The 22311-nt window shown below is 70.0% G+C and carries 19 protein-coding genes; 6 read left to right on the forward strand and 13 right to left on the reverse strand.

Going from position 1 to position 22311, the window contains the following annotated elements:
* Position 1 precedes the first annotated feature (1 nt).
* Together ACWDN5_RS03805 and nhaA are read right to left on the reverse strand one after the other, a co-directional pair.
* Entirely contained in the window at positions 2-490 is a 489-nt protein-coding gene (locus ACWDN5_RS03805) for a phage holin family protein (RefSeq protein ID WP_310969179.1), read from the reverse strand.
* A gap of 42 nt (positions 491-532) precedes the next feature.
* Positions 533-1720, reverse strand: a complete 1188-nt coding sequence (nhaA, locus tag ACWDN5_RS03810) for a Na+/H+ antiporter NhaA (protein ID WP_310969178.1) — start codon at positions 1718-1720, stop codon at positions 533-535.
* A gap of 189 nt (positions 1721-1909) precedes the next feature.
* Between nhaA and ACWDN5_RS03815 the strand changes: the two genes are divergently transcribed.
* Positions 1910-3367: a peptide MFS transporter gene (locus ACWDN5_RS03815; RefSeq protein ID WP_310969177.1), complete on the forward strand. Its 1458-nt coding sequence runs from the start codon at positions 1910-1912 to the stop codon at positions 3365-3367.
* On the opposite strand, the gene ACWDN5_RS03820 is transcribed toward ACWDN5_RS03815, so the two are convergent.
* The gene (locus ACWDN5_RS03820; RefSeq protein WP_310969175.1) at positions 3364-4092 is read right to left on the reverse strand and encodes a VIT1/CCC1 transporter family protein; all 729 of its coding nucleotides are present in this window, start codon (positions 4090-4092) and stop codon (positions 3364-3366) included. The two genes, ACWDN5_RS03815 and ACWDN5_RS03820, sit on opposite strands and share 4 nt — an antisense overlap.
* Before the next feature lie 130 nt (positions 4093-4222).
* Here ACWDN5_RS03820 and ACWDN5_RS03825 point away from each other — a divergent pair, with 130 nt between their 5' ends.
* Positions 4223-4564, forward strand: a complete 342-nt coding sequence (locus ACWDN5_RS03825; RefSeq protein WP_310969173.1) for a cupin domain-containing protein — start codon at positions 4223-4225, stop codon at positions 4562-4564.
* 136 nt (positions 4565-4700) lie between these two features.
* On the opposite strand, the gene ACWDN5_RS03830 is transcribed toward ACWDN5_RS03825, so the two are convergent.
* The 3 genes from ACWDN5_RS03830 to ACWDN5_RS03840 form a co-directional block, all read right to left on the reverse strand.
* Entirely contained in the window at positions 4701-5198 is a 498-nt protein-coding gene (locus ACWDN5_RS03830; protein ID WP_310969171.1) for a DUF6319 family protein, read from the reverse strand.
* Between the two features lie 142 nt (positions 5199-5340).
* Positions 5341-7323, reverse strand: coding sequence for an acetate--CoA ligase (gene acs / locus ACWDN5_RS03835; protein WP_310969170.1), 1983 nt, complete (start codon positions 7321-7323; stop codon positions 5341-5343).
* Between the two features lie 100 nt (positions 7324-7423).
* Positions 7424-8026, reverse strand: a complete 603-nt coding sequence (locus ACWDN5_RS03840) for a GNAT family N-acetyltransferase (RefSeq protein WP_449674266.1) — start codon at positions 8024-8026, stop codon at positions 7424-7426.
* Between the two features lie 113 nt (positions 8027-8139).
* Between ACWDN5_RS03840 and ACWDN5_RS03845 the strand changes: the two genes are divergently transcribed.
* Both ACWDN5_RS03845 and ACWDN5_RS03850 read left to right on the forward strand, forming a co-directional pair.
* Entirely contained in the window at positions 8140-8637 is a 498-nt protein-coding gene (locus ACWDN5_RS03845; protein WP_310969167.1) for a phosphoribosyltransferase, read from the forward strand.
* Entirely contained in the window at positions 8634-9356 is a 723-nt protein-coding gene (locus ACWDN5_RS03850; protein WP_449674269.1) for an oxidoreductase, read from the forward strand. The genes ACWDN5_RS03845 and ACWDN5_RS03850 overlap by 4 nt, the downstream gene beginning before the upstream one ends.
* Here the strand turns inward: ACWDN5_RS03850 and ACWDN5_RS03855 are convergent.
* The 7 genes from ACWDN5_RS03855 to ACWDN5_RS03885 all read right to left on the reverse strand — a co-directional run bounded on the left by ACWDN5_RS03855 (position 9353) and on the right by ACWDN5_RS03885 (position 18979).
* On the reverse strand, positions 9353-10444 hold the full coding sequence (locus tag ACWDN5_RS03855) for a HoxN/HupN/NixA family nickel/cobalt transporter (RefSeq protein WP_449674271.1): 1092 nt from the start codon (positions 10442-10444) through the stop codon (positions 9353-9355). The genes ACWDN5_RS03850 and ACWDN5_RS03855 overlap by 4 nt on opposite strands.
* Positions 10445-10496: 52 nt before the next feature.
* Complete coding sequence (locus ACWDN5_RS03860; protein WP_449674273.1) at positions 10497-11426, reverse strand: N-acetylmuramic acid 6-phosphate etherase; 930 nt, start codon at positions 11424-11426, stop codon at positions 10497-10499.
* 23 nt (positions 11427-11449) lie between these two features.
* Complete coding sequence (locus ACWDN5_RS03865; protein WP_449674275.1) at positions 11450-12424, reverse strand: MurR/RpiR family transcriptional regulator; 975 nt, start codon at positions 12422-12424, stop codon at positions 11450-11452.
* Between the two features lie 238 nt (positions 12425-12662).
* Complete coding sequence (locus ACWDN5_RS03870) at positions 12663-14384, reverse strand: serine hydrolase (RefSeq protein ID WP_449674314.1); 1722 nt, start codon at positions 14382-14384, stop codon at positions 12663-12665.
* A gap of 47 nt (positions 14385-14431) precedes the next feature.
* Entirely contained in the window at positions 14432-15688 is a 1257-nt protein-coding gene (locus ACWDN5_RS03875; protein ID WP_449674277.1) for an exo-beta-N-acetylmuramidase NamZ family protein, read from the reverse strand.
* Complete coding sequence (locus tag ACWDN5_RS03880) at positions 15685-17424, reverse strand: glycoside hydrolase family 3 protein (RefSeq protein WP_449674316.1); 1740 nt, start codon at positions 17422-17424, stop codon at positions 15685-15687. Before ACWDN5_RS03880 ends, ACWDN5_RS03875 begins: the two co-directional genes overlap by 4 nt.
* 724 nt (positions 17425-18148) lie before the next feature.
* Positions 18149-18979 carry an HAD family hydrolase gene (locus ACWDN5_RS03885; protein WP_310969158.1) on the reverse strand — a complete coding sequence of 277 codons (831 nt, stop codon included), beginning with the start codon at positions 18977-18979 and terminating at the stop codon, positions 18149-18151.
* Positions 18980-19582: 603 nt separating this feature from the next.
* Between ACWDN5_RS03885 and ssd the strand changes: the two genes are divergently transcribed.
* Entirely contained in the window at positions 19583-20650 is a 1068-nt protein-coding gene (ssd, locus tag ACWDN5_RS03890) for a septum site-determining protein Ssd (RefSeq protein WP_449674279.1), read from the forward strand.
* 496 nt (positions 20651-21146) lie between these two features.
* Positions 21147-22298, forward strand: a complete 1152-nt coding sequence (locus tag ACWDN5_RS03895) for a TadA family conjugal transfer-associated ATPase (RefSeq protein WP_449674281.1) — start codon at positions 21147-21149, stop codon at positions 22296-22298.
* The last annotated feature ends 13 nt before the right edge of the window (positions 22299-22311 follow it).

A 22311-nucleotide genomic window follows, 5' to 3' on the forward strand; every position in this document is an offset into this window, starting at 1 on the left:
CTCAGTCGCGCGTGGTCACGCCGGCTTCGGGCGCGCGCTGCGGCTTGAGCGCGGCGGCGGTCTCCTTGACGCTGGCGATGGTCCGCTCCGGTGCCTTGAACTTCTTCACCTTGCGGTAGCCCAGGAAGCCGGCCGCGCCCGCGACGAGCAGCATCAGGACGAACACGATGCCGAACGCGATCCAGCGGTACCGCACCCACTCGGCCAGCCCCTCGGCCGCGAAGAAGAACAGGAAGAACGTGCTGTACAGGAAGACCGTCAGCGCGATCAGGAAGAAGACGGCCCCCTTGAGGCCCTTCTTCACCTCGCCGACCAGCTCGGACTTCGCGAGCTCCATCTCGGCCCTGACCAGGGTGGAGATGTGCTGGGTCGCGTCGCCGACCAGCCGGCCGATCGACTGGTCGCCGGGGACGTCGGAGGCGGAGGACAGCGGGAGGTAAGGCACGGCCCCCACGCCGTCGGGGGTGCGTTCGTGTTTGGGGCTGCTCACCGGGTCATCGTGCCATGTGTCCCGAAACCGGGCGCGGCGGAGTCACAGTGTGTCGGCGTTTTCGGCGTGAACCTTGCTACGGCGGAGTAGCAAGGCCGCCGCCAGCAGGGACGCCGTCGCCGACGCGATCAGCACCGCCGCCTTCGCCAGCTCGCTCGTCTCACCCGGCAACGCGAGCTCCGCGATCAGCAGGCTCACCGTGAACCCGACCCCGCCGAGCACCGACAACGCGGCCAGGTCCCGCCAGCCCATCCCGCGCGGCTTCTCCGCCAACCGCAGCTTCACGGCGAGCAGGCTGGCCCCGAGGATGCCGACGACCTTGCCGCCGAGCAGCCCGGCGAGCACCGCGAGCGGCAACGCCGTGGTGAACACCGCGCCGAGCGCGTCGGCGTTGACCGAGATCCCGGCCGCGAACAACGCGAACACCGGTACGGCGACGGCCGCCGACCACGGCTGGAGCCGGTGTTCGAGGCGCAGCGCGGGGGCTTCGGCCTCGCCCTCGTCGGCGCGGACGCGGGTGAGCAGGCCCAGCGCGACGCCGGCGATCGTGGCGTGGATACCCGCCGAGTGCACCGCGACCCAGGTGATCAGCGCCAGCGGGACGTACAGCCACGGCGTCCGGACGCGGCGGTGCTGCAGGAACGCATACAGGGCGAGCGCGAGGACGGCCACGGCCACGGCGACCAGGTCGAAGCCCGTCGTGAACAGCACGGCGATGACGATGATCGCGCCGAGGTCGTCCACCACGGCCAGGGAAAGCAGGAAGACCCGCGCGCTCGACGGCAGGTTCGACGCCGTCAGCGCGAGCACGCCGAGGGCGAAGGCGATGTCCGTGGCGACCGGGATCGCCCAGGCCCGTTCGATCCCCGGCGTCCCCCAGCCGACGGACAGGGCGACGAGCGCGGGCACGACCATGCCGCCGAGCGCGGCGACGACCGGCAGGATCGCCTGCTTGAACCGGGACAGCTCACCGATGACGAGCTCGCGCTTGAGCTCCAGCCCGGCGACGAAGAAGAACAGGGCGAGCAGGCCGTCCTTGGCCCAGTCGCCGATCGTCAGGTCGAGGTGCAGGAATTCCGGACCGAGCCGGAACTCCCGCAGCGCGTGGTAGCTGTCCCGCAGCGGCGAGTTGGCCCAGAGCAGCGCGACCGCCGTCGCGCCGAGCAGGATCAGCCCGCCGGTCGTCTCCGTGCGCAGGTACCGGGCGAATTCGCTGAACGGGCGGGTCATCGGGGCGGCTCCAGGGGTCGCTGATCACTGTTGCCGACCAGGCTTCCCGGCGCACCTCGATCGAACTTTACCAAGCCTTTGTCACCCATTGTCATGACCGCTGTCACACGTGGTGCCGGTGGTGGGTAACCAGCCGGGCTCTTAGCATGCGAAACGACAACGAAGTCCCTAGACAAAGGAAGACGAGTTGTGAGCACCTCCACCGAGGTCCAGCAGGACACGAGGTTCTTCGGGCACCCACGAGGACTGGCGAACCTCTTCGGCGTCGAGATGTGGGAGCGGTTCTCCTACTACGGGATGCTCGGCATCCTGCCGATCTACCTCTACTACCGGGTCGAGCAGGGCGGTCTGGGCCTGGCGCAGGAGTCCGCGCTCGGCATCGTCGGCGCGTACGGCGGCCTGGTCTACCTGTCGGCCGTCATCGGCGCGTGGGTGGCCGACCGCCTCCTCGGCTCCGAGCGGACGCTGTTCTACAGCGCCGTGCTGATCATGATCGGGCACATCAGCCTGGCGCTGCTGCCGGGACTGGCCGGCATCGGCGTCGGCCTTGTGTGCGTCGCGGTCGGCAGCGGCGGGCTGAAGTCGAACGCGACGGCGATCGTCGGCACGCTCTACGCCGAAGGCGACGAACGGCGCGACGCGGGCTTCACGATCTTCTACATGGGCGTCAACCTCGGCGGCTTCGTCGGCCCGCTGCTGACCGGCCTGGCGCAGACGGAGGTCGGCTTCCACCTCGGGTTCGGCCTCGCCGCGATCGGCATGGCGCTCGGCCTGACGCAGTACACGTTCGGCCGCAAGAACCTCGGTGACAAGGCGAAGGAGGTGCCGAACCCGCTGCCGTCGTCGCAGCGCGCGCTGGCCGTCGGTGCCGCCGTCCTGCTGGTGGCCGCGGTGGTGACCCTGGTCGTCACCGGTGTCGTCAACCCGGGCAACCTCGCCGACGTCGTCGTGTGGGTGGTCGGCGTGATCTCGGTGATCTACTTCCTGGTCATCCTGACCAGCGGCAAGATCACCGCCGTCGAGCGCAGCCGGGTGTTCTCCTTCATCCCGATGTTCATCGCCAGCGCGGTGTTCTTCTCGCTGTACCAGCAGCAGTTCACGGTCGTCGCGGCCTACACCGACCAGCGGCTGGACCGGGACCTGTTCGGCTGGGTGATGCCGGTGTCCTGGGTAAACTCGATCAACCCGGTGTTCATCATCGTCTTCGCCCCGGTGCTGGCGGCCCTGTGGACGAAGCTCGGCGAGCGGCAGCCGTCGACGCCGATGAAGTTCGTCCTCGGCACGGTGCTGATGGGCGCGGCGTTCCTGCTGTTCCTGCCGATGGTGGGCAGCGGCAAGAACGCGAGCCCGATCCTCGCGATGGTCGGCATCCTGTTCGTGTTCACGATCGCCGAGCTGTGCCTGTCCCCGGTCGGGCTGTCGCTGTCGACGAAGCTCGCGCCGGAGGCGTTCCGGACGCAGATGGTGGCGCTGAACTTCCTGTCGATCTCGTTCGGCACGGCGATGTCCGGCAAGCTGGCCGAGTACTACTCGGTCGACGACGAAGCGCCGTACTTCAGCACGGTCGGCTTGGTCGCCATCGGGGTCGGCGTGCTGCTGTTCCTGGGCATCCCGTTCATCCGCAAGCTGATGAAGGGCGTGCACTAGCCCACGGTGACCCCGAAGACGACGCCGACGAAGTAGGTCACGACCATGGTGAGGGCGCCGACGCCGACGTTGCGGACGATCGCGCGCCCCACGTTCGCGTCGCCGAGCCTGGCGCTGACGTACCCCGTCAGCGTCAGGCCGACGACGACCGCGGCCGCGCACGCCCACACCCGCAGGGAGACGCCGGCCCAGGCGATGGACAGGATCGGCAGCAGCGCGCCGATGGAGAAGGCGAGCAGCGACGCCCACGCGGCCTGCCAGGGGCTGGTCAGGTTGTCCGGGTCGATGCCGAGCTCGGCTTCCGCGTGCGCCTGCAGGGCGTCCTTTTCGGTCAGTTCGCGGGCGACCTGGCTCGCGAGGTCCGGCGAGAGCCCCTTTTCCTGGTAGATCTCGGCGAGCTCGCGTTCCTCGGCCTCCGGCATCGTCTTGAGTTCCTGCTTTTCGAGCCGGAGCAGCGCCTGTTCGGTGTCGCGCTGGGTGCTGACGGAAACGTATTCCCCGCCGGCCATGGAAAAGGCGCCGGCGACGAGCCCGGCGATTCCGGCGGTGAGGATCGTCGTGCTTTCCGTGGTCGCCCCGGCCACGCCGACGACGATGCCGGCGACGGACACGATGCCGTCGTTCGCCCCGAGCACCCCGGCCCGCAGCCAGTTCAGTTTCCCGCCCACGCCCTGGTGCGGTTCGTGCGTGTGTTCCACGGCGTCACCGTCGATCGTTTCGGTCACGAGAACAGTGAAACACGAACGCGGAATCGTGGCGAGACTTGCCTTTTTTGTCAGGTCCGCCTAAATAACACATGCCTTACCTAAGCCGGTCCAGTGTGGACTCTCAGCTGCGCTGGGTCATGATGGGCGCATGGAAGAGCAGGTGTGGCAGCCGCTGGTCACGGTGGAGGGCTTGCCCTTGCTGGGCGGCGAGGGCCGCTTCCGGCTGCTGGAGCGAGCGGCGACCGGCCTGGCCTACTTGATCCACTACCCGGCGGGGGTTGCTTCACCGCCACACGCGCACGACCACGACTCGATCGTCTACGTCCTTTCGGGCCGCCTGCGAGGTGCGGTGGAGGGCGTGGAGGCCGTCCTCGAGCCGGGTGATTCGGTCGTGCACCCACGCGGGGTGACCCACCACGTCGAGGCGCTGACGGACGCGATGTGGGTCGAGTTCAAGTCCCCGCTGCCCGGCCGCCCGCCGATCGCCTGAGCCCGTGTCGTCCCTCCAATCACGCGTGTCGCCCCCTCAATCACGCGTGTCGTCCCTCCAATCACGCGCGTTGAGTGCGTGAAAGCGGAAACGCCCGGCCCGCGCGAGGCGGACCGGGCGTCTCCTGGAGTGAAGCTCAGGCGTCCAGCTCGGCGAGGGCCTGCTTGGCCTTCTCGAGCTCGGCCTCCAGCGCGGCGACCTTCGCGGCCTGCGCCTCGCGGGCCTGGTTGATCACCTCGTCGATCGGGCCGGACAGGTCGCTGTGCAGCTCCTTCGCCGCCCGCGAGACCGCTGCGGCCGGGATCTCGAGGCCTTTCGCGACCCACTTCGAGCCGTTCTTCAGCTCGGCCTGCCACTCGCCGTCGGCGGTGCCGGTGACCGTGAGGGTCAGTTCGACCGTGCGGGTCTTCTTCGCCGTCGACGCCGTCGCCGCGCCCTTCGGGCGGCCGCGCTTCGGCTTCGGGGCCTCCTCGGCGGCGGGCTCGGGCGAGTCCTCCGAGGGGGCCGGGGACGCGGACTCGGTGACGGCCGCCTCGTCGGTGGAAACCTCCGAAGCCGGAGCGGCCGGAGCAGCCGGAGCCTCGGCCGAAGCCGAAGTCATTTCCTCGTCGTGCGTCAGGACATCCACGGTCATCGTCGTGTCGTCTCCTTGCCCGGGAAGGGGGTGTGGTTCGCGGCACAGCGTAGAACATGCGTTCGACTCGTGCCACACGGGGTGTCATGACAGAGCCCTCCCGGCGCGAAGCCGGAAGGGCTCTGACGGCGAGAACGCTAGCTCACTCCTCCGACTTGCCCGACTTCAGGCCCGACGAGATCAGGTCCATCACCGACGAGTCGGCCAGCGTGGTGACGTCACCGACCTGCCGGTTCTCGGCGACGTCGCGCAGCAGGCGGCGCATGATCTTGCCCGAGCGCGTCTTCGGCAGCTCCGGCACGACCATGATCTGCCGCGGCTTCGCGATCGGCCCGATCTCCTTCGCGACGTGGTTGCGCAGCGCCTGGATGGCCTCCTCGCCGCCGTCGACGGCGTTGCCGCGCAGGATCACGAACGCCACGATGCCCTGGCCGGTCGTCGGGTCGGTCGCGCCGACGACCGCGGCCTCGGCCACCGTCGGGTGCGAGACCAGCGCCGACTCGACCTCGGTGGTCGAGATGCGGTGGCCGGACACGTTCATCACGTCGTCGACGCGCCCCAGCAGCCAGACGTCACCGTCGTTGTCGTACTTCGCGCCGTCGCCGGCGAAGTAGAAGCCCTGCTCCTTGAAGCGCGACCAGTAGGTGTCCTTGAAGCGCTCTTCGTCACCCCAGACACCCCGCAGCATCGACGGCCACGGCTTGTCGAGCACCAGGTACCCACCACCGCCGGGCCCGACCTCGTTGCCCTGGTCGTCGACGACCTTCGCGGAGATGCCCGGTAGCGCCTTCTGCGCCGAGCCCGGCTTGGTCGAGGTGACGCCCGGCAGCGGCGAGATCATGATCGCGCCGGTTTCGGTCTGCCACCACGTGTCGACGATCGGCGTCTTGCCCGCGCCGATGTTCTCGCGGTACCAGATCCACGCCTCCGGGTTGATCGGCTCGCCGACCGAACCCAGCACCCGCAGCGACGATAGGTCGTACTTCTCCGGGATCTCCGCGCCCCACTTCATGAACGTGCGGATCAGCGTCGGGGCGGTGTAGTAGAGGGAGACCTTGTACTTCTGGACGATCTCCCAGTGCCGGCCCTCGTGCGGGGTGTTCGGCGTGCCTTCGTAGACGACCTGCGTGACGCGGTTGGCAAGCGGGCCGTAGACGATGTAGCTGTGGCCGGTGATCCAGCCGATGTCCGCGGTGCACCAGTAGACGTCCTCGCCGGCCTTGTGGTCGAAGACGTTGTGGTGCGTGTACGCGGTCTGCGTCAGGTAGCCGCCGGAGGTGTGCAGGATGCCCTTCGGCTTCCCGGTCGTCCCGGACGTGTAGAGGATGAACAGCGGGTGCTCGCTGTCGAAGGCCTCGGGAGTGTGCTCTTCGGACTGTCCGTCGACGAGCTCGTGCCACCAGAGGTCGCGGCCGTCGGTCCACGGAACGTCGCCCTCGAGCTTGTCGCCGGTGCGCTTGACGACGATGACCTTCTCGACGGTCTCGGCGCCGTCGAGCGCTTCGTCGACGTTGGCCTTCATCGGCGCGGCCTTGCCGCGGCGGAACTGGCCGTCGGAGGTGATCACGATCTTCGCGGCGGCGTCGTCGACGCGGGCCCGCAGCGCCGTCGGCGAGAAGCCGCCGAAGACGACGTTGTGCAGCGCGCCGATCCTCGCGCACGCGAGCATCGCGAAGATGGCCTCGGGCACCATCTGCAGCTGGATCGCCACGACGTCGCCGGCCGTGACGCCCAGCGACGCGAGTGCGTTGGCAGCCTTGGAAACTTCGGTTTTCAGCTCGGCGTAGGTGATGTCCCGGGTGTCGCCCGGCTCGCCGACCCAGTGGATCGCGACCTGGTCGCCGTGGCCGGACTCGACGTGCCGGTCGACGCAGTTGTAGGCGACGTTCAGCTTGCCGCCGACGAACCACTTCGCGAAGGGCGCATTGGTCCAGTCCAGTACCGTGGTCCACTTCGTGTCCCACGTGAGCCGCTCGGCCTGCTTGGCCCAGAACGCTTCGCGGTCGGCGTCCGCCTCGGCGTAGAGATCGGCCTTCGCATTGGCCTGGCCAGCGAATTCGTCACTGGGCGGGAAGGTGCGGCTCTCGGTGAGCAGGTTGTCCAGGGCTGGGGACTGCTCGGTCATGGTTGCAAGGCCTCCTGTAGTGCGCCGACATGACGGCTAGCGGCACGCTAGCGACGTTAGTCCGCCTTGTAAAAGGTTGCACCCACGTTGGCCGGCCGGTTCACCGTGCCAGGCGAGCCGCGGTGACTAAGCGTTCGTTCAGCCGGGCCTTCGCGGCCGGCCACTCCGGCGCGAGCATCGAGTAGAGGACGGTGTCGCGCGACGACCCGTCGGGCCGGATCCGGTGCGCGCGCAAGACGCCTTCGCGAAGCGCGCCAAGCCGTTCGATGGCGCGTTGCGAGCGAAGGTTCCGTATGTCCGTCTCCCACGCGACCCGTTGTGCGTCAAGGGTTTCGAACGCGTGCGTGAGCAGGAGCAGCTTCGACTCGGTGTTCAGCCCGGTGCGCTGCCAGTCCGCGCCGATCCACGTGTGGCCGATCGACAGGATCCGGTGCTGCTCGACGACCTGGTAGTACGACGTCGTCCCGGCGACCCGGCCGGAGGTGACGTCGATCTGCGCGAACGCCCGGCGATCGGGGTCGGCGAGCGCCTGCTCGACCAGCCGCTCGGCCGCGGGGAGGTCCTGCGGCTGCCGGCTGCTCAGCCAGGCCCAGATGCCCGGGTCGGCGCCGGCTTCCAGGAGGCCCTTGGCGTGCTCGGGGGACAGCGGCTCCAGGCGGACGTGCTCGCCGGACAGGGTCGGTCGGGTGTTCCAGTCGCTCACGTGAAAACGGTAGATCGGTCAGTGGCTGCTCCGGATAGCCAATTTCTGATCATTTTCAGAGGCCACTTCCGGGTTGCCTATGCTCGGCGGACCACGACGGAAGGACGGGCTCGATGGGCGAAGAGCGGGAAGAGCTGAGCTGGGAGCTGTTCGGCACGGCGAGCCGTGAACTGGCTCACACCATCGCCGAAGACGGCTTCGCGCCGGACCTCATCCTCTCCATCGCCCGCGGCGGCCTGTTCGTGGCCGGCGCGCTCGGCTACGCGCTCGACGTCAAGAACCTCCACGTGATGAACGTCGAGTTCTACACCGGCGTCGACCAGCGCCTCGACCTGCCGGTGATGCTGCCGCCGGTGCCCAACGTCGTCGACCTGACGAGCAAGAAGGTGCTGATCGCCGACGACGTCGCCGACACCGGCGCCACGCTCAAGCTGGTCCGCGACTTCTGCCTCGAGCACGTCGCCGAGGTCCGCTCGGCCGTCGTCTACGAGAAGCCGCATTCGACGGTGAAGTGCGAGTACGTCTGGCGGCACACCGACCGCTGGATCAACTTCCCGTGGTCGGTCCTGCCGCCCGTGGTCACCCGCGAAGGACAGGTGCTCGACGCATGAGCGACCCCCTGAAGCCCCTCCTCGACCTCGAAGGCGTCGCGGCGGCGGCGAAGTCCGCGCAGGACGCGGTGTTCGCGGTCCACCGCCTGCCCGCGAACCTCCGCGGCGGCGCGGCGACGGCGGCGGAGGCGTCCGTGCGCGCAGCTCGCGCATCGGCCGGCATCGAAGGCGCGAACCCGGAACTGCCCCTCGACGGCGCGGTCGCCGACCCGGTGCTGGCCGGTGCCCTGCGCGTCGCGGAGACCCTGGAGTCGCTGCTGCCGACGTGGCGCCGGGCGCCGCTGCAAGCCTTGGCACGCCTGCACGTCCTGGCCGCGGCGGACCTCGTCGACGACCTGGACGCGTTGGGGCGCCCGCACTCCGGCGGCGGCCGGCTGGAGCTGCTGGCCCAGCTGGTGACCGGGGCGACGTCGGTGCCAGGCCCGGTCCTGACGGCGGTCGTCCACGGGGAACTGCTGGCGCTCAAGCCGTTCGGCAGCGCGGACGGCGTCGTCGCGCGAGCCGCCGCCCGGCTGACGATGGTGGCGACGGGCCTGGACCCGAAGTCGTTGAGCGTGCCCGAAGTGGCGTTCTTCCGCCGGGTCCCGCGTTACCTCGAAGCGGCGGAGGGATTCGCGAGCGGGACGCCCGACGGCGTACGCGGATGGCTGCTCTTCTGCTGCGAAGCGTTCGAAGCCGGTGCGAGGGAAGCGAAGAGCATCTCGGACGCCGCTTCCTAACCGGACAGCTTCGCCGACCACTTCTCTTCGATCCGCCCGAACCGCCACACCGCCAGCGCGACGGCCCACGTCAGCACGAACAGCCCGACGATCCCGAACCCGACGTAGTCCAGGTTCACCGAGGCGATCGCGGCGAGCGGCCCGGACGTGATGTCCAGCTTCTCGGCGAGGATCGACACCAGCTCGATCGTCCCGATGAGCAGCGCCACCGCGACCGACAACGCCGTCACCGTGATGTTGTAGAAGATCTTGCGCACCGGCTTCGCGAACGCCCAGCCGTAGGCGAAGTTCATGAAACAGCCGTCCACGGTGTCGAACAGGCTCATCCCGGCCGCGAACAGGATCGGCAGCACGAGGATCGCGTACCAGGGCAGCGCGAACGTCGCCGCGCCCGCGGCCAGCACGAGCAGCCCGATTTCGGTCGCCGTGTCGAAGCCCAGCCCGAACAGCAGCCCGACCGGGTAGATGTGCCACGGCTTGCGCACGGCCTTCGTCGCCCCGCGCAGCAGGCGGTTCATGACACCGCGGTTGTCCAGCTGGTGCTCCAGCGCGGCCTCGTCGAACTCGCCGCGGCGCATCTGCCGGAACACCCGCAGGATCCCGACGAGCACCACCAGGTTGAGGATCGCGATCACGTACAGGAACACGCCGGACACCGACGTCCCGATCACGCCGGTCGCCTGGTGCAACGCCGACGAGTCGTCCTCGACCTGCCCGGCCAGCGCGCGGACGCCCAGCGACAGCAGCAGGCACAGCACGAACACGATCGTCGAGTGCCCGAGGGAGAACCAGAACCCGACCGACAGCGGCCGCTGGCCGTCGCTCATCAGCTTGCGGGTCGTGTTGTCGATCGCGGCGATGTGGTCGGCGTCGAACGCGTGCCGCATGCCCAGCGTGAACGCCGTGACGCCCAGCCCGATCCCGAACACGCCGGACGTGCCCAGCGCGTAGTGGTGCGGCGCGACGAACGCCGTGAGCACGCCCCAGCCCACGACGTTCAGCAGCAGGATGACTCCGCCCATCCCGCCGATCGACACCCACTCGCGACGCGACAGCCTGCGCCGCGAGTCCTCGTCCGTGCCCGCCATCGCCACCTGCCCTTCCTCATCTGAGAGGTTAGACAGATGAACAGGTGAAGATCTAGCTCGCTCGCACCCTCAAGTTGTCCAACGCCTTGCGCACGTGCCCGCCGGACGCGTGCAAAGCCTTCGCGGCGCTCTTGACGTCCTCGCCGGACAGCACGTGCACCAGCGCCACCTTGAGGTCGCCCCCGGCCTCGGTGAGCGCGTCCGAGCAGTCCGCCATCGTCATGCCGGTGGCTTCCTGCAGGATCCGGATGGTCCGGCCGCGCAGCTTCGCGTTCGTCGCCCGCATGCTGACCATCAGGTTGGAGTAGGTCCGGCCCAGCTTGATCATCGTCGCCGTGGAGAACGACGTCAGGATCATCTTCTGCGCCGTGCCCGCCTTCATCCGGGTCGAGCCGGCGATCGCCTCCGGACCGGTGTCGACGGCGATGAGCACGTCCACCCCGGCCGGCTTCGCGGCCTTGGCGTTGCCCGAGACCAGCCCGGTCCGGGCACCCTGGCGGGACGCCGCCAGCAGCGCACCCAGCACGTACGGCGTCCTGCCCGACGCCGTCAGGCCCAGCACGAAGTCGCCGGGCTGCACCATCGCGGCCATCTCGGCGGCCCCCGCCGCCGAGTCGTCCTCCGCGTTTTCGACGGCGTGCCGCAGCGCGCGCTCACCGCCGGCGTGGTGCGCGATGAACCAGTCGCCCGGCACGTTGAACGTCGGCACCAGCTCGGCCGCGTCCAAGGTGGCCAGCCGCCCGGACGTGCCCGCGCCGACGTAGTGCACCCGGCCCCCGGCCCGCAGGGCGTCCACCGCGTAGTCCACCGCGCGCGCCACCTGGGGCAGCACCGCGGCCACGGCACCGGGGACCGTGCGGTCCTCGGCGTTGATCGCGCCCAGGATCCCCGCGGTGGACATCAGGTCGATGTCCTTGGTGCGGGGATTGCGGGTCTCGGTCGGCGAATCGACGTGCACCGCCTGCACGGGGACGGTCATCATGCGCCTCACAGTTTCTCCGGTCATTACTTGCCGGTTTCCCGCGGACGGCGACGACCGTCCGGCCTGACCCCCAAGCGGTGCGAGCCGACTGCGTCCCTGGTCGCGTCCAGTGCGCTGACCGACGCGTCCATGTGCCGCTGCGCGACCCCGATGAACAGGCAGTCGATGACGGTGAGCTGGGCGATCCGGCTCGCCGTCGCTCCCGAACGGAACGTGGTTTCCCGGGCCGCGGTCGTCAAAACATGATCGGCGACCTCGGTGATCGGGGAGCGGGGGAAGTTCGTCACGGCGATGGTGATCGCGCCGTGCTCGCGCGCCACGCGCAGCGCCTCGACGGTGTCGGTGGTCGCGCCGGTGTGCGAGACGCCGATCGCGACGTCACCGGGGCTCAGCACCGCGGCCGAGGTGAGCATGATGTGCGTGTCCGACCACGCGAAGCACACGCGGCCGATGCGGTGCAGCTTCTGCTGCAGGTCGGCGGCGACGAAGGCGCTGGCGCCCACGCCGTAGACGTCCACGCGGCCGGCGTTCGCGACGACCTCGATCACCCGCTCGAGGGTGGCGACCTCGAGCTGGTCGGCCGTCTCCTCGACGGCACGGGCGTCGGCGAAGCTGACCTTGCCGATCACGGCGGCCAGGTCGTCCTCCGGGCCGATCTCGCCGCCGAGGTTGCGCGTGGTGCGCGCCTCGGTGCGCGCGGTGTCCGCGGCCAGCGCGATGCGCAGCTGCGGGTACCCGCCGACCCCGACGGCCTTGCAGAACCGGGTCACCGTGGTCTCGCTCGTGTTGGCGGCCAGGGCCACCTCGGTGATGCTGCGCCGCGCCACCGAGGCGGGGTCTTCCAGCACCACCTTGGCCACGCGCTGTTCGGCGCGGGCCAGGCCGGGGAGCAGGGACCGGATCCGCACCAGCGGGCTGGAGTCGGCGTCCCGCACGGCCGTCTGGACCGATACGGGCTCGGACGGTGCCGTGCCGACTACGGATTCGGTATCACTCACCGTCGGAAAGTTACTAACCGTTGGCATCTGCGACAAGGCTACCCACACCCTTCGGTCGGATCGCAACCCGTCCGTGTCTGCGGATCTGGATTTGCGATTAATCACTGACCAGAAAGTCGCCAACCAGGTCGACCTTGTTAACGAGGTCAAGCTAACGACTTGGCAACTTAGTGTCGCGGTGCAAGCGGCAAGGGGACGGTAAAATCCGGCTTGTGGTGGACGTTCGGCGACCGGCCGGTCACCGAGAGGTCAACTGCCAACCCTCCGCAGTGAAAACGGCCGGGTCTCGTTCACCGTCGAGGAGTGATCGGCCGCTCTCGGTGACTTTCACACCGTCCACCGAAACTCCTCGTCCCGTGTAACTCGGGTCGGTGCTGTAACGCCAGCGGAGGCTCACCGACGCGCCCTGCGGCAGTGTGCCCACCGCCTTCCACCAGGCGCGGTGTCCGTGTCCGGAGAGCGACGTCACGATTCCGGAGGGTGCGCCCGGTCCCGAAACCGATAGGGCGATCGGTTGCCAGTTAACGCCGTCGGTGCTCGCTTGCAGCTGAAGTGGATCTCCCTCGCCTTCGGTGTCCACGAAGGCAGCGAACGAGACGCGCGCTTGATCACTATGCGTGGTGAAAGGCCGGGTACTGAGCGTAGCGACGGCGGCGTTACCGAGCGTGCTCGTCCAGGCGTCCTTCCCGGCCACCGGCCGCACCGCCATGGCCCTGGCCAGCGACGTCGCCCAGACCTGGCGGGCGGTGTTGATCGAGCCCCAGTTCCGGCTCGGGTGCACCCGGTTGGTCAGCAGGATCGCGAACGACCGGGATTCCGGGTCGATGACCAGCGTCGTTCCCGTGTAGCCGGTGTGCCCGGCGGTGACCGGCGACGCCAGCGCGCCCATGTACCAGGGCTGGTCGAGCTCGAAGCCGAGTCCGTGCGAGTCGTCCGGGAACTGCTGGTTGTAGTTCGTGAGCAGCTGCCGGACGGTGTCCTGCCGCAGGATCCGGTGCCCGCGGTAGCTGCCGCCGTTGAGGATCGCCTGGGCGAGCGTGGCCATGTCGCCGGCGGTGCTGAACACGCCGGCGTGCCCGGCGACGCCGCCGAGCGACCACGCGTTCTCGTCGTGCACGCTGCCGCGCACCATCCCGCGCGGCGGGTTCGCCTGGAACTCCGTCGCGGCGATCCGGGCCAGCTTGGCGGCGGGCGGGTTGTACCCGGTGTCGGTCATGCCGAGCGGCGCGGTGATCCGGTCGTGGACGACCTTGTCGAGCGATTGCCCGGTCAGCTTCTCGACGATGAAGCCGAGCGTGAGCAGGTTGATGTCCGAGTAGAGGTACGTCGTGCCCGGCTTGTTCTTCAGCGGGCTGTCGAGCACCGCCTGCCGGCGTGACGGGATGTCCGGGTAGCCCGCCCAGAGCGACGGGATCGGGTCGGCGTCGAACCCGGAGACGTGCGTGAGCAGCATCTTGACCGTGATGGCGGCCTTGTCGCCGGTGGCGAACTCCGGGAAGAACCGGCTGACCGGCGTGTCGATGGTGAACTGCCCGCGTTCGACCAGCTGCATGACGGCGATCGAAGTGAACAGCTTCGAGATCGACGCCATGTCGAAGATCGTGTCGTTCTTCATCGGGACCTGCTGGTCCGCGGGCAGTTCGGTGCCTGCCGCGTCGGCGTACCGCAGCGCGCCGCCGACCGCGTACCGGTCGACGACGACGCCGTCGTGCGCGAGGAGGCCGACCGCCCCGGAGAAGTGCGGGTGCCCGGACGCGTCCGGCCTCGTCCAGCTCGCCAGGAAGTCCTCGGCGGCCTTCACCGGCGCCGGGTCGAGGCCGACGTCCTGGGGCCGTCCGTCGCGCAGCGTCGTCCACGGCGGGGCGAACCCCTGCTGCGGCCGGTCGAAGCGGCCGGCCGCCGGATCGTGGCTGGTGATGGCGCTGGCTCCCGAGGTCAGAGTGGTCAGCGCGACCAGCACGCCGGTGGCCGCGACGAGCACCTTCCTAGCACGCACGAGTCTCCCCCTCAGCGGTAGAGCAGGTAGTGGCGGCGTCTCCGGTCGAACCCGGCCAGCTCGGCCCGCCAGGCACCGGTGACCTCGTCGACGCCCGCGCCGGCGTCGATCATGGTCCGGAGCCGGTCGGACCCGGACAGCTTGTCGATGTAGTTGTCGGGCCGCCAGGCGAACACGTCCGGGTGTAGGGCCTTCGCCGTGACGAGCATGGCGACCGCGGTCCGGATCGCGTCGAAGGCACGTGGGTCGCTGACGGACAGCTGCACGCCGCCGCACGTCTGGTTGACGAACTTGCTGAACGTCGGGACGAAGTAGGTCTCGCGGAACTTCGCTCCGGGCAGCTGCTCGTCTTCGAGCTTCTCGCGCCAGCGCCAGTCGAGCCCGGGCGCGCCGATGATCTCGAACGGCCGGGTCGTGCCGCGGCCCTCGGAGAACACCGTGCCCTCGAACATCCCGGTGCCCGGGTAGACGAACGCGGTGTCCGGCGTCGGCATGTTCGGGCTCGGCAGCACCCAGTTCAGCCGGGTTTGGGCGAAGAGCGTGTCGCGCTGCCAGCCGCGGACCTGGACGACGTCGAGCTTGAGCTCTTCACCCGGCAGGAACTCCCCGGCGAAGAAGCGGGCGAGCTCGCCGACGGTCATGCCGTGCTGCTGCGCGATCGGCTGCCGCCCGATCCCGGAGGCGAACTTCGGGTCGAGCACCGGCCCGGCCGCGCGGCCACCGAGCGGGTTCGGCCGGTCGAGCACGACGAAGGCGGCTTTGACCTGCGCCGCGGCCACCATCGCGGTGTAGAGCGACCAGATGTAGGTGTAGAAGCGCGCGCCGACGTCGGCGATGTCGAAGACGACCGTGTCGACGCCCGCCTTGGTGAACAGCGAAGCCAGCTTCGCCGCGTCGACGCCGTACGCGTCGTAGACCGGGACGCCGGTGCGAGGGTCGGTGTAGTCGCCTTCGGAGCCGCCGGCTTGCGCGCTGCCGCGGAAGCCGTGTTCCGGGCCGAAGGCCGCCACCGGTTTCACGCCGGCGGCGACCATCGAGTCGACGATGTGGTCGCCGTTCAGCAGGACGCCGGTCGGGTTCGACAGCACGCCCAGCTTGCGGCCCTTGAGGGGACGCCAGCCCTGCGCGGCCAGCTGCTCCGCGCCGGTGAGGACCCGGCCGGCCGTCTCCGCTGCTTCGGGTTGGGCTCCGGCGACGGCCGAGCCGCCCGCCAGCACGGGGACGGCGAGCGCGCTCGCGCCGAGGAAGTGCCGCCGGTTGAGGTTCACCAGGTCAGCCCGTGGCCGAAGGGGTACTTCACGGTCTGCACGTCGGCGCCCGCCGGGATGTCGACCGGCAGCTTCCCGACCGGTTCCGTCTCGCCGAGGATGACCTTGGCCAGCGCCTCCAGGGTCGGCCCGATGTAGCCGTAGGTGGCCAGCCACGTCTTCACCGCGCTCGGGTAGCCGGCGTCGTACGGGATCTGCGCGGCGACCGCGACGACCGGCTTCCCGGTGGCCTGCAGCGCGTCGAGCAGCTTGGTCTGCAGGGGGTAGGTGGCGATGTTGTTCGTCAGCACGACCACGAGGTCGGCGGTCTGTGCCTTGGCGACGGCCTGCGCGATTTGGGCGTCCGTCGGCGTCTGACCGGTCTGGTAGGCCGTCGCGGCCGTGCCGTGTGCGGTCAGCTTCTGCGCGAGGGTCGTGGTCGTGGAGACGCCCCAGCCGGTGACGAGCGTGGTCGCGGGCTTCTGCTTCAGGGGCAGGAGACCGGCGTCGTTCGCGACGGCCGTGATGCCGCGGTCGGCGATGTCCTGGGCGGTCGCGAGGTTCGACGGCGTGCCGACGGTCTTCATCACCCGGTTCGGGTCGACGAACGGCGAGAAGAGGATGCCGCTCTTGAACTTGAGCTTGAGCACGCGCAGCACGCTCTGGTCGATCCGCCGCATCGGGATGTCACCGGACTTCACCGCGGCCAGGACCGAGTCGATGGCGACGTCGAGGTGCACCGGCATGAGCAGCTGGTCGACACCGGCCTTCAAGGCGAGGACGGGGATCTCGGCGTCGCTGTGCAGCTCGCGCACGCCCTGCATTTCGAGCGAGTCGGTGATGACGACGCCGTCGTAGCCGAGTTCGCCGCGCAGCTTCCCGGTGACGATCGGCTTCGACAGCGTCGCGGGTTCGAGCGACGGGTCGAGGCTGGGGAACTGGATGTGCGCGGTCATGATCGAGTCGACGCCGGCCTTGATGGCGGCCTTGAACGGCGGCACGTCGGTGGCCCGCCACTGCGCCTCGGTGCTGTCGATGCGCGGCAGCCCGGTGTGGCTGTCGGTCGGCGCGGCGCCGTGGCCGGGGAAGTGCTTGGCCGTCGCCGCGACGGACTTCTCGAAGCCCTTGACCTCGGCCGTGACGAAGTCTCCGGCCAGGCCGGGCTGCCCGGAGAAGGACCGGACGCCGATGACCGGGTTGACGGGGTTGGAGTTGACGTCCGAATCGGGCGCGAAGTCCTGGTTGATGCCGACGGCCCGCAGCTCCCGGCCGAGGATCGTGGCGGCCTGCGTCGCCCGGTTCGTGTCCCGCCCGGCGGAGATGGCCATGGCGTTCGGGAACTCGGTGGCCGGCGCGCCCATCCGCGTGACGGTGCCGCCTTCCTGGTCGGCGGCGATCTGCAGCGGGATGTGCGCCCCGCTCGTGACGGCGGCCTTCTGGAGCCCGTTGGACAGCTTGGCGACCTGCACGGGATCGTCGAAGTTGTCGCGCGAGTCGTTGTTGAAGTAGATGACCCCGCCGAGGTGGTACTTCGCGACGACCTGCGCGGGGGTGTCGACGCCGAAGTCGGCCTGGTTCTTCGGGTTGACCTCGTCGGCGGTCTTGCCGTTCACCCAGGTGACGAACAGCTGCCCGACCTTCTGCTCGAGCGTCAGCCCGCGCAGGGCCTGCGTCGCCGCGGCCTCGGCCTGCGCGTCCACGCTCACGCTCGGTGCACTCGCCGCGGTCGCGACACCCACACCGGTGAAGGCGAGCACCCCCACGACGGGCAGGGCGAGCGCATGGAACCTCCGATTTCGGGTCGTCACGACTCAGCCTCCCAGAAAGTAGCGGGCGCCGTCGGACGTGAGAAGTCCACTCGGAGGCGCCAGTATCGGGAAGCTACTCACCGAATCCGGCGATGTCCATCGGCCGACCGCACGAACGCGCCAGTCGTACCCGGATCGGTAGCAAACCCACCGCCCGTGTCGACCCTTCAATCACGCGTGTCGACCCCCCAATCACGCGTGTCGACTCCCCAATCACGCGTGATGCCCCGGCCCGCCCGTCTCTTGCGCCGGCCGACCCCCCCAAATAGACGAGGCGGCGCCCGTAGCCGAAGCCACGGGCGCCGCCTGCAAGCGCGAACTTCTCGGGCGACCAAGCGTGCAACTCTGGTCGTACCTACATGGACTCGGCGTGTGGCGTCCCACTACGCAGTCCCTAGACGACGAGCCTCCCGCGGCGCGCTGCGCGTGGGTACCCGGAGTCCGCGCACGGAGGTTTGCCGGGGTGGAACAGGCTTCTCTTCTACCTGTTCCCTGGCCGACCGAACGTCCGCACCTACTTTCTACGCCGTGAGCCCGGTCACTTCAAGTGCGCGGACGGGTGCACCGGTACAGAGGCTGGATCGGGTGACACGGACACCCTCCGCGACGGACAATTCGGGGCTGGGCCAAGCAAAGTGGAGGCCGTACGGCCGTGTGGGTGGCGGGTGTCCGGCTAGCGCGACCGACGGCGACGGCTGAGGCCGTACCAGGTCGCTCCGGCGGCCACCGCGCCGACGCCGAGGGCCACCATTCCGGCCGATCGCGTCGGGATCCGGGTGCGCAGCGACATCGGCCGGTCGAAGGCCAGGATCGGCCAGCCGCGCTCGAGGGCCTCCCGCCGCAGGAGCTTGTCCGGGTTGACCGCGTGCGGGTGCCCGACGACCTCGAGCAGCGGGATGTCGGTGCTCGAGTCGGTATAGGCGAAGCACTCGGCGAGGTCGTAGCCGTACGTAGCGGCGAGCTGCTTCGCGGCGACGGCCTTGTTGGCCCCGTAGCAGTAGAAGTCGACTTCGCCGGAGTAGCGACCGTCGACGATCTGCATCCGCGTGGCCACGCTCCGGGTCGCGCCGAGCATCTCCGCCACCGGCGCGACGACCTCTTCGCCGGTCGCCGACAGCACGATCACGTCGTGCCCGTCTTCGCGGTGACGCGCGATCAGCTCCGCCGCCTCCGCGTACACGAGCGGGTCGACGACGTCGTGCAGCGTCTCGCGCACGATCGCCGAGACCTGGGCGACGTCCCAGCCGGCGCACAGCGCGGAAACTTCGGCGCGCAGCCGCTCGGTTTTGTTCTCGTCGGCACCCGCGAGTGAGAACACAAGCTGCGCGTATGCGCTTCGCAACGCCGCGCGACGGTTGATCAACCCTTCTTTGAGGAGGGGCTTGCTGAACGCCAGCGCGCTCGACGAAGCGATGATCGTCTTGTCCAGGTCGAAGAACGCGGCCACCGCGTGCTCCGGGCCCGGCTTCCGGATGCGCGACGGCGCGCTGCTCGGTTCGGCCACCCGCCCAGGATAGGAGCTTGATCGCGGGGCGTCCCGTTGATCCACCACGCGCGCGTCGCGCCGGGCGGAAAATCCATGACAGGCAGGCACTTCGGGCGCGCTGTGCCGTTATCGAACTGTGTGCCTCATCCGATGCGCGAACCTGCGCCGGGCGGAGTTACAGTGAGGGAGCCCGGTGTCCAACCGGGCCGGTTCAGTCCGACCCCCCGGGGCTGAACCCACGGCGGCCCCCGTCCCTCCCCCCTGGCGGGGGCCGCCCTCTTACCTCCCGATTGCCTTTCCCGGTTCGGTTTCCGCTTTTCGCGCCGAGACCTTTTTGCCTTCCGCTTACCTTCGGCATTTCCCATCGCCTTGTGAATCATCGATCGCGAAGCGCACGGAATCTTCGCGTGCGGATATCCGTGCTGATTTCCACCGCAGATGCGTCGATCCTGCCACGCGCCACCCACGGAACCGGTTCGAAAGGGGCGCAAGGGCGGCAGTTGTCCACAACACCCCGGTTGTCCACAGCCGGCCGCCCGACCCGTTGTGCCGCCCCACCCCCGCCCGCGACGGTGGAACCCGGGCCACCCACGGCCCGCACCGACGACGGGGGAGGAACGCATGACGGGGGAACGACCGCTGGTGATCGCCGCGGACGAAACCGTGCTCGACGAGATACTGCGCGTGGCCGCGGTCGCGGGCTGCGAGCTCGACAGCGCACCGGACCTGACAGCGGCGAGCGGGCGCTGGGCCCGAGCGCCGCTGGTGGTCCTCGACGAAGAAGCCGTGCGGCACCCACCGGCCCTGCCCCCGCGCGGCGGGGTCCTGCTGGTCTGCAAGGGCAGCCCGGGTCCGGAGACGTGGGAGCACGCGTTCCGCGGCGGCGTGGAGCGCGTGATCTCGTTGCCCGACGAGGAAACCGCGTTGGTCGGCGCGTTCGCGGACGTCGTCGAAACACCGGCGGAGCAACCCGGCCTGGTCCTCGGCGTGGTTGGCGGCCGCGGCGGCGCGGGTGCGTCGGTGTTCGCGGCCACCCTGGCCCTGACGGCCGCCCGCGACCCGGGAGGCGCGTTGCTGCTGGACTGCGACCCCCTCAGCGGCGGCCTGGATGTGTTGCTCGGCTTGGAAAAGACGCCCGGAACACGCTGGCCGGACGTCCAGCTGAGCGGCCGGGCATCGGTCTCCTCACTGGCGGCGGCCCTCCCACAGCGAAGCCACCGCGGCAGCAGCCTCCCGGTGCTCGCCTCCGGCCTCGAAGGCAAAGGCCCGGACGTCGAGTCGTTGTCGGCGATCCTGACCGCAGGCCGACGCGCGGGCCGGACGGTGGTGTGCGACCTCCCGCGCAGTCTCGACGAGGCGGCCGAGGAGGTGGCGCTGAGAGCCGACCTGGTCCTGCTGATGGTGCCGATGGAGTTCCGAGCCTGCCTGGCGGCGAAGAAGGTCCTGGGACGCCTGTCGAAACTGACGGCACGCATCGGCATCGTGGCATGTGGACACTCGAAGGACCCGTCCGTGACCACGGAAACCCTGATCGGCCCACCCCTGATGGCCTCAATGCCCCCGGAGCGCAACCTCTGGGGAGCCGTGGAGCGCGCGGAGTTCCCCACGAAACCAAGAGGCCCACTGGCGACAACGGCCGCGCAGATCCTTCAGACAGCCCGCCGCGAAGCCCAGGCGGCCGCCCGATGACCCCCACAGCGGCCGGTCTCCGCACCAAAACCGCCCCGACGAGGGTGTCGGACCTGTTGCTGCCAACGGTCATCAGCCTCCTGACCCGAGCCCCGGCAAGAGCGGAAGCGTTCTCAGCACTGCTACAGCCCGAGCCCAAGCCTCCGGCTTGCTCACGCTTGTCGCCAGGCACCCGCGTCACCGCAGCGCGCGGGGACCACGCTGCGACACCACCGCGCGCCGACCCACCGCCTGGCACTCGTGTCACCGCATTGCGCGGCGGCGAGTCGGCGATCCGGCGCCCTTCCACACCACCGCGCCTCACCCTGCGCGCCGACCCACCGCCCGGTACCCGCGTCACCGCATCGCGTGGCGGCCACTCGGCGATCCGGCGCCCTGCCATACCACCGCGCCTCACCCCGCGCGCCGACCCACCGCCCGGTACCCACGTCACCGCAGCACGCGACCACCCGCCGGCCACCCCACAACCCACGCACCGACCAAGACGGGCAACCCCATGACCACCGACTTCGTGGACCGCGTCCGCAACCGCCTCGCGGGCGACCGCCGCCGAGCCGATCCGGTCGCCGTCGCGACCGCCGTCCGCGCCGAAGCGGGCGGCGCCCTCGGCCACAGCGCCGTGCTCGACGCGGCCCGCCAAGCCCGCGACGAGTTCGTCGGGGCCGGCCCGCTCGCCCCGCTCCTCGACGACCCGGCGACCACCGACGTGCTCGTCACCGGCCCGGCCGAGGTCTGGACCGACGGCCCGCAAGGCCTCACCCGCACCGGGATCCGCTTCAAAGGCGAAGAATCCGTCCGCCGCTTGGCCCAGCGCCTCGCCCTCGCAGCCGGACGCCGCCTCGACGACGCGCAGCCCTACGTGGACGGCTGGCTTCCGGGTACTGGCCCCCACGGCCGCATCCGCGTGCACGCCGTGCTCCCACCGATCGCGGCTGCCGGCACCTGCCTGTCCCTCCGCGTCCTTCGCCCGGCGACGCACGACCTCACCGCCCTCGGCGAACTCGGCGCGTTCGACGAGGCCGGAGCCAAGCTGCTCCGCAACGTCGTCTCGAGGCGCGCGGCGTTCCTCGTCACCGGCGGCACGGGCGCGGGCAAAACCACGCTCCTGGCCGCCTTGCTCGGCGCCGTCGACCCGGGCGAACGCATCGTCTGCGTCGAGGACGCCGGCGAGCTGCAGCCCGCGCACCCGCAGTTCGTCAGCCTCGTCGCCCGTCCGCCCAATGTGGAGGGTGCGGGCGCGGTCGGCCTGCCCGAGCTCGTGCGCCAGGCGCTGCGCATGCGCCCTGACCGGCTCGTGGTCGGCGAAGTCCGCGGCGCCGAAGTCGGCGCACTGCTCACCGCGCTCAACACCGGCCACGACGGCGGCGCCTGCACCATCCACGCCAACTCCCCGGCGGAGGTGCCCGCCCGCATCGAGGCACTGGCGGCGCTCGGTGGCCTCGGCCGCGACGCCGTGCACAGCCAGCTCGTCGCCGCGATCCGCGTGGTGCTGCACATGCGGCGCGAACCGGGTGGCCGCCGTCGCCTCGCCGAGGTCGGTGTCCTTCGTGCCGAACACGGCCGGGCCCGGGTCGTGCCGGTGTGGCGCGCGGGGCGGTGGACAGTCGATCGGCACCTCTTTCCGACATCGGGGGCGATCGCGTGCTGAGTCTTCTGCTGGT

This window comes from Amycolatopsis sp. NPDC003731 (genome assembly GCF_053586895.1).